This is a genomic window from Pseudomonas sp. NUPR-001 (assembly GCF_052147955.1).
Taxonomy (GTDB): domain Bacteria; phylum Pseudomonadota; class Gammaproteobacteria; order Pseudomonadales; family Pseudomonadaceae; genus Aquipseudomonas.
Genome location: NZ_CP197353.1, coordinates 862,344 through 876,886, shown reverse-complemented (window position 1 = coordinate 876,886; position 14,543 = coordinate 862,344). Strand labels below are relative to the sequence as shown.

10 protein-coding genes are annotated in these 14,543 nt (G+C 60.0%); 6 read left to right on the top strand and 4 right to left on the bottom strand.

The window, feature by feature from the left end; all coding sequences use genetic code 11:
- Positions 1-12: 12 nt before the first annotated feature.
- The 6 genes from pgi (at position 13) to ACP6KB_RS04055 (ending at position 10,148) form a co-directional block, all read left to right on the top strand.
- Positions 13-1,677 (top strand): glucose-6-phosphate isomerase, encoded by a 1,665-nt coding sequence (gene pgi, locus ACP6KB_RS04080; protein WP_442112165.1) that lies wholly within the window; start codon positions 13-15, stop codon positions 1,675-1,677.
- Between the two features lie 88 nt (positions 1,678-1,765).
- Positions 1,766-3,700: an acetate--CoA ligase gene (gene acs / locus ACP6KB_RS04075; protein WP_442112164.1), complete on the top strand. Its 1,935-nt coding sequence runs from the start codon at positions 1,766-1,768 to the stop codon at positions 3,698-3,700.
- Positions 3,701-3,739: 39 nt separating this feature from the next.
- Entirely contained in the window at positions 3,740-4,609 is an 870-nt protein-coding gene (locus tag ACP6KB_RS04070) for an oxygenase MpaB family protein (RefSeq protein WP_442112163.1), read from the top strand.
- A 233-nt stretch (positions 4,610-4,842) separates the two neighbouring features.
- Complete coding sequence (locus tag ACP6KB_RS04065) at positions 4,843-6,021, top strand: acetyl-CoA C-acetyltransferase (RefSeq protein WP_442112162.1); 1,179 nt, start codon at positions 4,843-4,845, stop codon at positions 6,019-6,021.
- A gap of 79 nt (positions 6,022-6,100) precedes the next feature.
- Complete coding sequence (locus tag ACP6KB_RS04060) at positions 6,101-7,117, top strand: class I SAM-dependent rRNA methyltransferase (protein ID WP_442112161.1); 1,017 nt, start codon at positions 6,101-6,103, stop codon at positions 7,115-7,117.
- 46 nt (positions 7,118-7,163) lie between these two features.
- Positions 7,164-10,148, top strand: a complete 2,985-nt coding sequence (locus ACP6KB_RS04055) for a DUF748 domain-containing protein (protein ID WP_442112160.1) — start codon at positions 7,164-7,166, stop codon at positions 10,146-10,148.
- A gap of 84 nt (positions 10,149-10,232) precedes the next feature.
- Here ACP6KB_RS04055 and ACP6KB_RS04050 read toward each other — a convergent pair whose 3' ends face one another.
- The 4 genes from ACP6KB_RS04050 to truB form a co-directional block, all read right to left on the bottom strand.
- Entirely contained in the window at positions 10,233-10,586 is a 354-nt protein-coding gene (locus ACP6KB_RS04050) for a BON domain-containing protein (RefSeq protein ID WP_442112159.1), read from the bottom strand.
- A 258-nt stretch (positions 10,587-10,844) separates the two neighbouring features.
- Entirely contained in the window at positions 10,845-12,950 is a 2,106-nt protein-coding gene (pnp, locus tag ACP6KB_RS04045; protein ID WP_442112158.1) for a polyribonucleotide nucleotidyltransferase, read from the bottom strand.
- 249 nt (positions 12,951-13,199) lie between these two features.
- A complete protein-coding gene (rpsO, locus tag ACP6KB_RS04040) occupies positions 13,200-13,469 on the bottom strand; it encodes a 30S ribosomal protein S15 (RefSeq protein ID WP_009404303.1) in 270 nt (89 codons plus the stop codon).
- 153 nt (positions 13,470-13,622) lie between these two features.
- Positions 13,623-14,540, bottom strand: coding sequence for a tRNA pseudouridine(55) synthase TruB (gene truB, locus ACP6KB_RS04035; protein WP_442112157.1), 918 nt, complete (start codon positions 14,538-14,540; stop codon positions 13,623-13,625).
- Positions 14,541-14,543 lie beyond the last annotated feature (3 nt).

Here is a 14,543-nt window from a genome sequence, read left to right as displayed (position 1 = left end):
AAACCTGCAGCGATGGCTTACTACCGCACCCCTCATGATGTCACCGCTTTGCCCGCGTGGAAGGCGCTCCAGCAGCACCGTGAAGCCATGCAGGACTTCAGCATGCGCGACGCATTCAATGCCGAGCCAAAACGCTTCGAGCAGTTTTCTCTGAGCACTTGCGGACTGTTTCTCGATTATTCGAAGAACCTTATCAATGGCCAGACGCGCGATCTGCTGGTCAACCTGGCCAATGAAGTAGGCCTGCAAGAAGCGGTCAAATCGTTGTTCGCGGGCGAGATTCTTAACGCCTCCGAAGGCCGTCCGGCCCTGCACACAGCATTGCGCCGGCCAGTGGGCGACAAGTTGAGCGTCAATGGCGTCAACGTGATGCCCGAAGTGCACAAAGTTCTCAATCAGGTCACTGAGCTGGTTGGCCGCATACATGACGGCCTGTGGCGCGGCTACAGCGAAAAGCCAATCACCGACGTGGTCAACATTGGTATTGGCGGCTCGTTCCTAGGCCCTGAGCTGGTATCCGAGGCGCTGCTGCCCTACGCCCAGCGTGGCGTACGCTGCCACTACCTGGCCAATATCGACGGCAGCGAATTCCATGAGTTGTCGGCCAATCTGCGCGCCGAAACCACCCTGTTCATCGTTTCCTCCAAGTCGTTCAACACCCTGGAAACCTTGAAGAACGCCCAGGCAGCCCGTGGCTGGTACTTGGCCCAGGGTGGTTCGGAAGCCGAGCTGTACAAGCACTTCATTGCCGTGTCGAGCAACAAGGCCGCCGCAGTGGCCTTTGGCATCCGCGAAGAAAACATCTTCCCGATGTGGGACTGGGTCGGCGGTCGTTACTCGCTGTGGTCGGCGATTGGTTTGCCGATTGCCCTGGCCATTGGCACCGCCAACTTCAAGGAGCTGCTGTCGGGCGCCTACACCATGGACCAGCACTTCCAGAACGCACCGTTCGAGCAGAACATGCCAGTGCTGCTGGCCCTGCTGGGTGTCTGGTACGGGAACTTCTGGGGCGCGCAAAGCCACGCCATCCTGCCGTACGACCACTACCTGCGTAACATCACCAAACACCTGCAACAGCTGGACATGGAATCCAACGGCAAGAGCGTTCGCCAGGACGGCACCCCGGTCAACCATGACACCGGTCCGGTGATCTGGGGTGGGGTCGGCTGTAACGGTCAGCATGCGTACCACCAGTTGCTGCACCAAGGCACCCAACTGATTCCGGCAGACTTCATTGTTCCGGTGGTCAGCTTCAACCCGGTTGCCGATCACCATCAATGGCTCTACGCCAACTGCCTGTCGCAGAGCCAGGCGCTGATGCTCGGCAAGACCCGCGCCGAGGCGGAAGCTGAACTGCGCGACAAGGGCCTGAGCGAAGCCGAGATCAACAAGCTGGCGCCGCACAAAGTGATCCCGGGTAACCGCCCGAGCAACACCTTGGTGGTCGAGCGCATCAGTCCACGCCGTCTTGGCGCACTGGTGGCGATGTATGAGCACAAGGTGTTCGTGCAAAGCGTGATCTGGGGTATCAACGCCTTCGACCAATGGGGCGTGGAGCTGGGCAAAGAACTTGGCAAGGGTGTGTACCAACGCCTGATCGGCGGCATCGAAGACGCTGCCGAAGACGCCTCGACCCAGGGCCTGATCAACTTCTTCCGCAGCCGTCACCGCGGTTGATCGCCCGCGTTACCCCTGGCTGAACGAACGCGGCCAGGGGTAGCGGCTACACTGTCCTGACAAAAACAGTCAGGACAGGCCCCCCACCATGTTCGATCTCAGCGCCCACCCTCTCGCCGATGCCGTAAGCAAATCGGCGCAACTGACCCAAGCTGAATACCAGCGTCTATACCGCCAGTCGATTGAAACACCTGATGCGTTCTGGAGCGAGCAGGCCAAAGCCCTGGACTGGATCAAGCCTTGGAGCAGTGTTCAGCGCAGTGACATGAAAACCGGCCAGGCCAGTTGGTTCACCGGCGCACAGCTCAACGTCAGCTACAACTGCATCGACCGTCACTTGGCCACACGGGGAGACCAGCCAGCGATCATTCGTGAAGGCGACAAGCCTGACGACTCCAGCGTCATCACCTACCGTGAACTGCACAGCCATGTCTGCCACCTGGCCAATGTGCTGAAACAACGCGGGGTGAAGAAAGGTGATCGGGTGTGCATTTACATGCCCATGGTCCCGGAAGCCGCCTACGCCATGCTGGCCTGTAGCCGTATCGGTGCGATTCACTCGGTGGTGTTCGGTGGCTTTTCTCCCGATGCGTTGCGTGATCGCATCCTCGATGCCGACTGCCGCACCGTGATCACCGCCGACGAAGGCACGCGCGGCGGCAAAACCGTTGCCCTGAAAAACAATGTCGACAAGGCCTTGCTCAACTGCCCGAATGTCAGCACGGTGGTGGTCATCAAACGTACCGGCGGCTCGATCGACTGGCTCAAGGATCGCGACCTCTGGTACCACGAGGCAATCACCCTGGTGAGTGATGACTGTCCACCCGAACCGATGGACGCCGAAGACCCGCTGTTCATCCTCTACACCTCCGGCAGCACCGGCAAACCCAAAGGCGTGCTGCACACCACCGCCGGCTACCTGCTGCAAGCCGCGCTGACCTTCAAGACCGTGTTCGATTACCGTGAAGGCGAAGTGTTCTGGTGCACCGCCGATGTCGGCTGGGTCACCGGGCACAGTTACATCGTCTACGGCCCACTGGCCAATGGGGCAATCACCCTGATGTTCGAAGGCGTGCCCAACTACCCCGATGCCTCGCGATTCTGGCAAGTGGTCGACAAACACCAGGTGAACATTTTCTACACCGCGCCCACTGCCTTGCGTGCCTTGATGCGCGAAGGTGAAGGGCCGCTGAAGAACACCTCGCGCAAGAGCTTGCGCGTGCTCGGCAGCGTCGGCGAGCCGATCAACCCGGAAGCCTGGGAGTGGTATTTCAAAGCCGTGGGCGAAGAGCGCTGCCCTATCGTCGATACCTGGTGGCAAACCGAAACCGGCGGCATCATGATCAGCCCGCTGGTCGGTACCCGTCGGATCAAGCCCGGCTGTGCGACGCAACCGATGTTTGGCGTGCAGCCGGTGTTGCTCGATGACAAGGGCAAACTCATCGAGGGCCCCGGTAGCGGTATGCTGGCGATCAAGGCCAGTTGGCCCGGGCAGATCCGCAGCGTGTATGGCGACCCGCAACGGATGATCGACACCTATTTCAAACCCCTTCCCGGCTACTACTTCACCGGCGACGGCGCGCGCCGCGATGCCGATGGCGACCTGTGGATAACCGGGCGCATCGACGATGTGATCAACGTCTCCGGCCACCGTATCGGCACTGCCGAGGTGGAAAGTGCGCTGGTACTGCATGACAGCATCGCCGAAGCCGCCGTAGTCGGGTACCCTCACGATCTTAAGGGGCAAGGCATTTATGCCTTTGTCACACCGATGAATGGTGTCACCGCGGATGACGCGCTCAAGCAGGAACTGTTGGCGCTGGTCAGCAAGGAGATTGGCAGTTTCGCCAAGCCGGAACTGATCCAGTGGGCACCAGCGCTGCCCAAGACCCGCTCCGGCAAGATCATGCGCCGCATACTGCGCAAGATCGCCTGCAATGAGATCGACAGCCTCGGCGACACCTCGACCCTGGCCGACCCCAGCGTGGTTCAGGGCCTGATCGACAACCGATTCAACACCTAAACGGCAGTGCTCTGTGGCTGCCTCGCACGCAAGGTAACCATGGAAGCGATTCGCCGCCGCATCGAAACCCAGGTGATGAGCCTGACCGGCTTGTCCCTGGGGCAGCTTGATCTGGAAAACCCCAAGGGCGACCCAGGGCTGTTCGGCCCGGACAGCGCCAGCTGGCAGGTACACGGCGACTTTCCGAGCATGCTGATCGGTGGCATCAGTGCCTTGCTCCTGCAATTGCTGCATCCGTTGGCGCTGGCGGGCGTCTGGGATCACTCCAACTTTCGCCAGGACCTGCTCGGACGCTTGCGCCGCACCAGTCAGTTCATCTCTGGCACCACCTTCGGCGCCACCGGCGATGCCAACTGGCTGATCGAAAAGGTCCGCACCATTCACCTGCAAGTGGTCGGTACTGCCGCTGACGGGCGTCCCTATGCCGCCAGCGACCCCGACCTGTTGACCTGGGTGCATGTCGCCGAGGTCAGCAGCTTTCTCGCCGCCCACCTGCGCTACCGTAACCCGAACCTGCCGCTCGCCGAGCAAGACGCCTACTACGCCGAGATCGCGCTGATAGCTGAACGCCTGGGCGCCCGTGATGTGCCCCGCTCGCGCCAGCAGGTCAGCGATTACCTGCAGGCGATGCGCCCGGCGCTGCAGTGCGATGCGCGCAGTCATGAGGTTGTGCAGGTGCTGCTGGCGGCACCTGCGCCTAGCCGTCTGGCTAAACCGGTGGCGAGCCTGATGCTGCATGCGGGTATCGATCTGCTGCCGACGTGGGCCAGCGACATGCTGGCGCTGCAGCAGCCTGCGTTACAGCGGCGGCTGATCCGTCTGGGTATCCACACCACGGCCCCTGTGCTGCGTTGGGCCATGCGCGACGGCTCGGCACATCGCGCGCGGCGGCGCATGGGCGTTCACTGAACGCGACCAAGCATCTGTCCTGTGGGAGCGGGCTTGCCCCGCGATTGCGGTCTAGCTGTCACACCGTATCGCGGGGCAAGCCCGCTCCCACAGGAGAAGCAAGGCAGTTGTACCTGCAGGTTGTTGGGTTGGAAGTTGTCAGTACATCTATGCCACCATTGCCCTCTACTCATGGCCCCGCTGGGGCTTGTGCTGTTCTGACGCCAAATCGAATAAGAGTGAGGACCCGCGCCATGCAAGATGTCGTTATCGTTGCCGCCACCCGGACCGCTGTCGGTAGTTATCAAGGAGCGCTGGCCGCTATTCCCGCAGTCGACCTCGGTGCTGCAGTGATCCGCCAACTATTGACCCAGACCGGCATCGATGCCGAGTTGGTCGATGAAGTGATCCTTGGCCAGGTGCTGACCGCCGGCGCCGGACAGAACCCGGCGCGCCAGGCCGCGATCAAGGCCGGACTGCCCCACGCCGTGCCTGCCATGACGTTGAACAAAGTCTGTGGCTCCGGCCTGAAGGCCCTGCACCTGGCGACCCAGGCCATCCGTTGCGGTGACGCCGAAGTGATCATCGCCGGTGGTCAGGAGAACATGAGCCTGGCCAACTACGTGATGCCAGGCGCCCGTACCGGTCTGCGCATGGGCCACAGCACCCTGATCGACAGCATGATCAGTGATGGCCTGTGGGATGCCTTCAACGACTACCACATGGGCATCACCGCCGAGAACCTGGTGGAAAAGTACGCAATCAGCCGTGAAGAGCAGGATGCCTTCGCTGCCGCTTCCCAGCAAAAAGCCGCTGCCGCGATTGAAGCCCGGCGCTTCGTCGACGAAATCACCCCAATCCTGATTCCCCAGCGCAAAGGTGAGCCGATTGCCTTCGCCACCGACGAACAACCGCGCGCCGGCACCACTGCCGAATCGCTGAGCAAACTCAAACCCGCCTTCAAAAAAGACGGCACCGTCACCGCCGGTAACGCCTCGTCGCTCAACGACGGCGCTGCTGCGGTCATGCTGATGAGCGCGGCCAAGGCCCAGCAGTTGGGCCTGCCAGTACTGGCACGCATCAAAGCCTATGCCAATGCCGGTGTCGACCCGGCAATCATGGGCATCGGCCCAGTTAGCGCCACCCGCCGCTGCCTGGAAAAGGCCGGCTGGGAGCTGGCCGACCTCGACCTGATCGAAGCCAACGAAGCCTTCGCCGCCCAGGCCCTGTCGGTAGGCAAAGAGCTGGGCTGGGACGCCAGCAAGGTCAACGTCAACGGTGGCGCCATCGCCCTGGGCCACCCGATCGGCGCCTCGGGTTGCCGGGTGCTGGTGACCCTGCTGCACGAAATGATCAAGCGTGACGCCAGCAAAGGCCTGGCCACACTGTGCATTGGCGGCGGTCAAGGCGTCGCCCTGGCTATCGAGCGCTAATGGTAGCGGGAGGGGCTGCAACGGCCCCTCCCCTGGCTCGAACTGATAAACTGCACGTCCGCAAACCAAGGCCACGTGCATGTCCCTCTTGAATCAGGCGCTGCGCGCCGCCCTCGATGCCCGCCAGGGCCTTATCGCCGAACTCCACACCCAGGGTACCGACTGCTATCGCCTGTTTCATGGCAGTCAGGAAGGCGCCAGTGGTCTGACCGTCGATCGCTACGGCCCACAGTTGCTGGTTCAGAGCTTTCACCAGACGCTAGAGACCAGTGCACTGCTTGAGCTGCATGCTCAAGTTGAAGCGCATCTGGGCCTTGAGCTATTGCTGGTCTACAACGATCGCTCGCAAGGTAACAGCCGCATCGATCGTCGTGACCCGATATTCCAGGCCAGCGAAGCCGCCTTGGCGGATCACGTCGGCCATGAATGGGGCCTGAACTACCGCGTGCGTGGCCGTCATGCCGGGCAGGACCCTTTACTGTTTCTCGACCTGCGCAATGCCCGCGGCTGGGTCAAACAGCACAGTGCCGGTAAACGCGTGCTTAACCTGTTTGCCTATACCTGTGGCGTTGGTCTCAGCGCGGCAGCAGGCGGCGCCCGGGAGGTGTGCAATCTGGACTTCGCCGAAGGCAATTTGGCCGTGGGCAAGGAGAACGGCGCGCTCAACCCGCAAATTCCGGCGATGAGCTTTATCCAGTCCGACTACTTCCCGGCGATCCGCCAGTTTGCCGGTTTGCCGATCAGCCAGCGCCGCGGCCATAAACTGCCGCCCTATCCGCGCTTGGAACAGCGTCAGTTTGATCTGGTGTTTCTCGATCCGCCGGCCTGGGCCAAGAGCGCCTTTGGCACTGTCGATCTGCTGCGCGACTACCAGAGCCTGCTCAAACCGGCACTGCTCAGTACCGCCGAGGGCGGTGTGCTGATCTGCTGTAACAATCTGGCCAAGGTCAACTTCGATGATTGGCGTGAACAAGTGCTGCGCTGCGCCGAGAAAGCCGGGCGGCCGGTGCGCGACTGGCAAGCCCTGAAACCTGCCAGCGACTTTCCGTCGCAGGATGGCCAGCCGCCCCTGAAGACCTTGATTCTGCAGCTCTAAAGCAAAAATCGGCTAATTTCCGAGCGATCTTCGGAACCGTTTTTACGTGCCATACTCCAAGCACTCCCGTTCCAGACAGACGACGCCGCACATGTACAAAGGATTGAAACGCGCCCTCGGCGCCATGTTGGCCGCTTTGGCCCTGTATAGCCTGCTTGGTTTTCTGATTCTCCCAGGTGTGGCACTGCGTATCGCCAACCAGCAATTGGCTAACTACGCCACAGTGCCTGCGCATTTGAACCGGATCGAGCTCAACCCGTTCAGCCTCGAGCTGACCCTGTGGGGGCTGCAGATCGGCGAGCCGGGCAAGGAGCAAGTCGGCTTCGAACGGCTGTATGCCAACCTGGAGCTCGACAGCCTGTGGACAGACGCCGTGCACCTGGTGGGCGTCGAGCTGGACAAGCCACGTACCGAGCTGCTGTTCGCCAAGGACGGCAGCCTCAACCTCAGCCAGTTGTTCAAGCTGCCGCCCAGCGAGCCGAAGCCGGACGAGCCGCCCAGCGACCCGTTCCCGGTCCGTATCGGCAGTATCAAGCTCAACGAAGGCTACCTGCACTTTCAGGATCTACGCCCTAGCGAGCCGATTGAGTTCCTCTACGACTCGATGAACCTGGAACTGAAGAACCTCAGTACTCTGCCCGACGACAGCTCCGACATGACCCTGGTGGCCATCGGGCCACACGGTGGCCGTATCGACTGGAGCGGTACCTTCAGCCTGGTGCCGATTGCCTCTGAAGGCACCTTGAAGGTCACTGACGGCAAGATGAAAGCCTTCTGGCCCTATGTGCGCGATGCCGTGCCGCTGGTGCTGGAGGAAGGCGTGGTCAGCCTCGATACCCACTACAAGCTGAACCTGTCGAAAGAAACCGAGCTGCTGCTCGACAAGACGTCGGTGAGCATTGCGCCGTTCGCCATCAAGGCGCCTGATGGCCGTCCGTTGGTGCGTCTGGCCAAGCTGGATGTCAGTGAAACCTCGGTGGATCTGGCCAAACAGCTGGTTACGGTAGGCAAGATCCGCAGCGAGGAGCTCGAAACCTGGGCAGCGCTGGAAGCCGACGGCCAACTCGACTGGCAGAAGCTGTTCGCCAGCCAACCAGCCAAAGCCACACCCAAGGAGAAAGCCGAGCCTGCGGCAGCCGAACCTGACAAAGCCCAAGCAAAAGCTGCCGAACCGGACAAACCCTGGCAGGTGTTGCTCAAGGACGTACAGCTGCGCAATTACCAGGTGCATCTGGCCGACCGCTCGCAGAAAGAGCCGGTCGCCCTGGATGTCGGGCCGCTGAACCTCGACCTGCAGAACTTCGATAGCCTCAACCAGTCGCCGTTCACCCTCAAGCTCGACACCGGTGTGGGCAAACAGGGCAAGCTGCAAGCTGCCGGTGAGGTCAATCTGGCCCCGGTTACTGCCAAACTCAATGTCAGCACCCAGGACATCGACCTGCGCATCGCCCAGGCCTACATCACCCCGTTCATCCGCCTGGAGCTGCGTAGCGGCATGCTGGGCAGCGACCTTAAGGTCGACCTGAAAAGCACCGAGCCGCTGGCCTTCACCATCGATGGCAAGGCGCAGGTCAACCAGCTGCACACCCTGGACACCATCAAGGACCGTGACTTCGTCAAATGGCAGCAGTTGAACCTGGATGGCGTGTCTTACCGTCATGGTGATGCGCTGAGCATTGGCAAAGTCAGCCTGAAGCAGCCCTATGCACGCTTCATGATCAACGAAGATCGCACCACCAACGTCGATGACCTGCTGATCCCGCAGCCAACCAGCGCGCCAGCCAGCAGCCCGGCCAAGGCCAAAGCCCCGGCCAGCAGCGACAAGCCGCTGGGTATTCGTATCGGCGCAATCGACATCAACGATGGCTCGGCGAATTTCGCCGATTTCAGCCTGACGCCCAACTTCGCCACGGCTATCCAGCAGCTCAATGGCCAGATTGGCACGATCGACAACCGTCAGCCGAAACCGGCCAAAGTCGATATCAAGGGCAAGGTCGATCGCTATGCGCCTGTGACTATCAAAGGCGCGCTCAACCCGTTCGACCCGATGGCCAGCCTCGACATCGCTACCAGTTTCAAACGCGTCGAGCTGACGACCCTGACACCCTATTCGGGCAAATTCGCGGGCTTTCGTATCCGCAAAGGCCGGTTGAACATCGACCTGCACTACATCATTACCCAGGGCAAGCTCAAAGCCGACAACAAAGTAGTGGTCGAACAACTGCAACTGGGTGAGAAAGTCGATAGCCCCGATGCCGTGGACCTGCCTATTCGCCTGGCAGTGGCCTTGCTCAAGGACACTGAAGGCAAGATCTCCATCGAACTGCCGGTGACCGGTGACTTGAACGACCCACAGTTCAGCGTCATGCCGATCGTCTGGCAAACCCTGCGTAACCTGGTGCTGCGGGCGGCACAGGCGCCGTTCAAGTTCATCGGTGGTTTGATCAGCGGTGGCGATGCCCAGGACCTGGGTAGCGTTGCCTTTGCCGCCGGTTCCAGCGATCTGGCACCCGATGCCCAGAGCGCCCTCGACAAACTGGCAGCCGCGCTTAAGGAGCGCCCTGCCCTGCGCCTGGAAATCGAAGGCACCAGCGCCCAGAGCAGCGACGGGCCGTTGATTGCCCAACAGCGTCTGGAGCGTGAATACCAGAGCACTTACTACAAAATGCTCCAGCGCCGTGGCGACAAAGTCCCTGCCCAGGCATCGGACCTACAGGTACCAGATGGCGATAAGCCGGCAATGCTTGAAGGCATCTACCGCACGCGCATGAAGAAGCAGCCACCGGCAGAATGGGAGCAACTGGACCGCGAACAACGCACCAACCAATTGCGCGATGCGGTGCTCAAGTCGTGGGGAGAAAGTGCATTGCTGCTGCGCCAGTTGGGTCAGGCCCGGGCTAGCAGTATCAAGGATTACCTGGTCGACAAGGGCAAGCTTGAGGACGATCGGGTGTACTTCATTGATGCCAGCCTTGGACAGGCCGAGGCCGATGGGCGGGTGATTACCCCGCTGCATCTGGATGCTGAGTGAGGTAAAAGCGATCGCGGGGCAAGCCCACTCCCACCGAATCTCTACTGGTGGGAGCGGGCTTGCCCCGCGATCTGATACGCGTGTTTAGTTGGTTTTCAGACCGTCAGCCGATACCGCCTTCACACCATCAATTTTCTTGGTGATTGTGATCGCAGTTTCTTTCTGCGAAGAACTCAAGGCGACATCCGAAGACAGGGACACCACGCCTTTGTTGGTCTCGACAGTGATATCGCTGCCTGGAATGCCTTTTTCAGTCATCAGGTCAGCTTTGACTTTGGTCGTGATCCAGGTGTCTTTGGTCGCGTCTGTTGCTTTGTCCATCTCACCAGCGGCAACGGTCATCGGAGCCTGCGCGGCAGACTGTTGGGCGAATGCCGCATTGGCCAGCGTCAGCGTCAGGGCGGTGGCAGTAGCGGCAGCAATAGCGAACTTCTTCATACGAGACACTCCTGTTTTTCGAAAAGTCTGCGCCGTAAGTCCTGGCAGCAGGGGTACAAGTACCATTGCAGGGCCTGTGCCAGCTTTTGAATTAAATTAAATCGTTTTAAATCAATAGCTTACAGATAAGCGAAAAAACCGTGATCGTGCATTTTGCAAGCCTTGGGAAAATCTTGCATGCAACATGCAAGTCCACCCAGCCAGTGTAGCGGACATAAAAAAAGGACCCCGAAGGGTCCTTTTCTTTACCGCGTCAGCTTAGACGCCCGATGCCTTGGCAGCAGCAACGTCTTTGATCGACAGCTTGATACGGCCGCGGTTGTCCACGTCCAGTACCAGTACTTCGACTTCCTGACCTTCTTTGAGAATGTCGGTCACTTTCTCAACGCGAGCATCGCTCAGCATGGAGATGTGAACCAGGCCATCTTTGCCCGGCAGGATGTTGACGAAGGCACCGAAGTCAACGATGCGCTCGACTTTACCGACGTAGATCTTACCGATTTCGGCTTCTGCAGTGATGCTCAGAACGCGCTGACGAGCAGCTTCAGCGGCGTCTTTGGTTTCACCGAAGATCTTGATCGAACCGTCGTCTTCGATATCGATCGAAGCCTTGGTTTCTTCGCAGATGGCACGAATGGTCGCGCCGCCTTTACCGATAACATCACGGATCTTGTCGGTGTCGATCTTCATGGCGATCATGGTCGGAGCATTTTCCGACAGCTCGCTACGCGACTGACCGATGATCTGGTTCATCTGGCCGAGGATGTTCAGGCGCGCTTCCAGGGCTTGGCCCAGAGCGATTTCCATGATTTCTTCGGTGATGCCGTTGATCTTGATGTCCATCTGCAGCGCGGTAACACCTTTGGCGGTACCGGCTACTTTGAAGTCCATGTCGCCCAGGTGGTCTTCGTCACCGAGGATGTCGGTCAGAACGGCAAACTTCTCGCCTTCTTTAACCAGACCCATGGCGATACCGGCAACCGGGGCTTTCATTGGTACACCGGCGTCCATCAGGGCCAGGGAAGCACCACAGACCGAAGCCATGGAGCTGGAGCCGTTGGACTCGGTGATTTCCGATACCACACGGATGGTGTACGGGAACACGTCAGCAGCAGGCAGCATTGCCTGAACCGAACGGCGGGCCAGACGGCCGTGACCGATTTCGCGACGGCCAGCACCGCCCATGCGACCACACTCGCCCACCGAGAACGGCGGGAAGTTGTAGTGCAGCATGAAGGGGTCTTTTTTCTCGCCTTCGAGGGTGTCCAGCAGCTGTGCGTCACGGGCAGTACCCAGGGTCGCAACGACCAGGGCCTGGGTTTCGCCACGGGTGAACAGGGCCGAACCGTGAGTCTTCGGCAGAACGCCGACTTCGATGTTCAGCGGACGAACGGTCTTGGTGTCGCGACCGTCGATACGTGGCTTGCCGTTAACGATGTTTTCGCGAACGGTGCGGTATTCGATTTCGCCGAAGATCTCTTTGACTTCGCCAGCCGATGGCTGACCTTCTTCGCCGGAGAACTTGGCAATGGCCTGATCACGCAGCTCGCCCAGACGCGCGTAGCGGTCGGCCTTGACGGTGATGGTGTAACCCTGGGAAACGGCTTCGCCGAATTCAGCGCGGATGGCGTTGAACAGTTCGGTGTTGGCAACAGCAGGTTTCCAGTCCCAGGTAGGCTTGGCAGCTTCAGCAGCCAGCTCTTTGACTGCCTGGATCACCGCCTGGAATTCATCGTGGGCGAACAGTACGGCGCCCAGCATCTGGTCTTCGGTCAGCTCTTTGGCTTCCGATTCAACCATCAGTACGGCGTCGGAAGTACCGGCAACGACCATGTCCAGGCTCGAAGCGGCCAGTTGCTCGTAAGTCGGGTTCAGCAGGTAGCCAGTGCTTTCATGGAAAGCAACGCGCGCGGCACCGATCGGGCCTTCGAACGGAATGCCGGAGATGGCCAGGGCAGCCGAGGTACCGATCATCGCAGCGATGTCCGGATCGGTCTTCTTGCTGGTGGAAACGACGGTGCAGACAACCTGCACTTCGTTCATGAAGCCTTCAGGGAACAGCGGACGGATCGGACGGTCGATCAGACGCGAGGTCAGGGTTTCTTTCTCGGAAGGACGGCCTTCACGCTTGAAGAAACCACCAGGGATCTTGCCGGCAGCGTAGGTCTTTTCCTGGTAGTGAACAGACAGGGGGAAGAAGCCTTTGCCTGGATCGGCCTGTTTGGCACCGACCACGGTCACCAGTACGGTGACATCGTTGTCGACGGTGACCAATACGGCGCCGGACGCTTGACGAGCAATACGGCCCGTCTCGAGGGTAACGGTCGATTGACCGAACTGGAATTTCTTGATTACCGGGTTCACGGTTTCCTACCTTCTTCAGTGGCTCTGGGGGAACTGGTTCTTGCGAATTCTTGGGCAGCCCAGGGAATCGGCCCTGTCAGCAGTCCAGATAAAACTAGAGGTTGGGAGCCTGCCCTGCCCTTGCGAAAAACGCTCAGGCGAGACAGACAGCCAACCTCATAGATACGCGCGGCGTGCTCATCGCTCCCGATGCCAGGCACCGGAAGCGATGAATGCAGCACGCCGTGCACACCACTGGCCAGGCCGCTATTAGCGACGCAGACCCAGACGACCGATCAGGGCGCTGTAACGAGTGGTGTCTTTGCCCTTCAGGTAGTCCAGCAGCTTACGACGCTGGTTAACCATACGGATCAGACCACGACGGGAGTGGTGGTCTTTGCCGTTGGCCTTGAAGTGGCCTTGCAGCTTGTTGATGTTGGCGGTCAGCAGTGCAACTTGCACTTCTGGGCTACCGGTGTCACCGGCAGCTTGCTGGTAGTCGGCAACGATCTGAGCTTTTTCTTCAACGCTGAGTGCCATCTGGCTTCTCCAAATCAAGGGAAACCGAACAAACGGTTTCCAATAGGCCAGGGACAAATCCCTGTATTCATAAAGTGAGGCATGACCATGCCTATTAACAGCCATCCTCTTTGCCACCAGCGCCAGGCCGAAGCCTGGTACTGAAGGTTTCGATCATTCCGACCGAATCAAACGACGTGGCGCAATGCGTCCGTCTTCGCTCACTTCACCGATACCGATGAAGCGACCGTTGTGATCTTGCACCCGTACCATACCGAATTTCGGCGCGTCGGGAGCTCTGACCGGCTGACCATGCAGCCAGTAGAAAGCGCTGTGCTCGGAGAACTGCAGCAACGGCCAGTCTTGCAGACCGCTGTCGGAAGGCATCAGGAAGCGATCGACCGCTTCGTTGCCGCCTTCGGCGTGGACCGCTTCGAGTTCTTCGAGGGTCACTGTCTGTGCCAGCTCGAATGGCCCGGCGTGCGTGCGACGCAGTTCGGCAACATAGGCGCCACAGCCCAAAACCTCGCCGATGTCTTCGACCAGGGTGCGGATGTAGGTACCTTTGCTGCAACCGACCGAGAGACGAACCCGGGTGCCATCGCACTCGAGCAGCTCCAAGCGGTTAATAGTAACAGAACGCGCTTCCCGCTCCACTACTTCCCCTGCACGCGCCAGTTTGTACAACGGCTGGCCATCGCGCTTGAGGGCCGAGTACATCGGCGGTATCTGACTGATTTCACCACGAAATTGTGGCAGAACAGCTTCAATATCGGCGCGACCAACGGTCACGTCACGGGTTTTCAGCACTTCACCTTCGGCGTCGCCGGTGGTGGTGGTCTCACCCAACTGCATGACCGTCTCGTAGCCCTTGTCGGAATCGAGCAGGTACTGGGAGAACTTGGTGGCCTCACCGAAGCACAGTGGCAGCACGCCACTGGCCAACGGGTCGAGACTGCCGGTGTGACCGGCCTTCTCGGCATTGAGAAGCCAGCGCACCTTCTGCAAGGCGGCATTGGAGGTAAACCCCAATGGCTTGTCGAGCAGAATGATACCGCTGACGTTACGACGGATACGTTTGACCTGGGCCACCGC

Excerpts from the sequence above, each read along its gene's own strand:
- pgi (WP_442112165.1), top strand. The coding sequence starts at position 13 with ATGGCTTACTACCGCACCCCTCATGATGTCACCGCTTTGCCCGCGTGG.
- ACP6KB_RS04070 (WP_442112163.1), top strand. The coding sequence starts at position 3,740 with ATGGAAGCGATTCGCCGCCGCATCGAAACCCAGGTGATGAGCCTGACC.
- ACP6KB_RS04065 (WP_442112162.1), top strand. The coding sequence starts at position 4,843 with ATGCAAGATGTCGTTATCGTTGCCGCCACCCGGACCGCTGTCGGTAGT.
- rpsO (WP_009404303.1), bottom strand. The coding sequence starts at position 13,469 with ATGGCACTCAGCGTTGAAGAAAAAGCTCAGATCGTTGCCGACTACCAG.
- acs (WP_442112164.1), top strand. The coding sequence starts at position 1,766 with ATGTTCGATCTCAGCGCCCACCCTCTCGCCGATGCCGTAAGCAAATCG.
- ACP6KB_RS04050 (WP_442112159.1), bottom strand. The coding sequence starts at position 10,586 with ATGAAGAAGTTCGCTATTGCTGCCGCTACTGCCACCGCCCTGACGCTG.
- ACP6KB_RS04060 (WP_442112161.1), top strand. The coding sequence starts at position 6,101 with ATGTCCCTCTTGAATCAGGCGCTGCGCGCCGCCCTCGATGCCCGCCAG.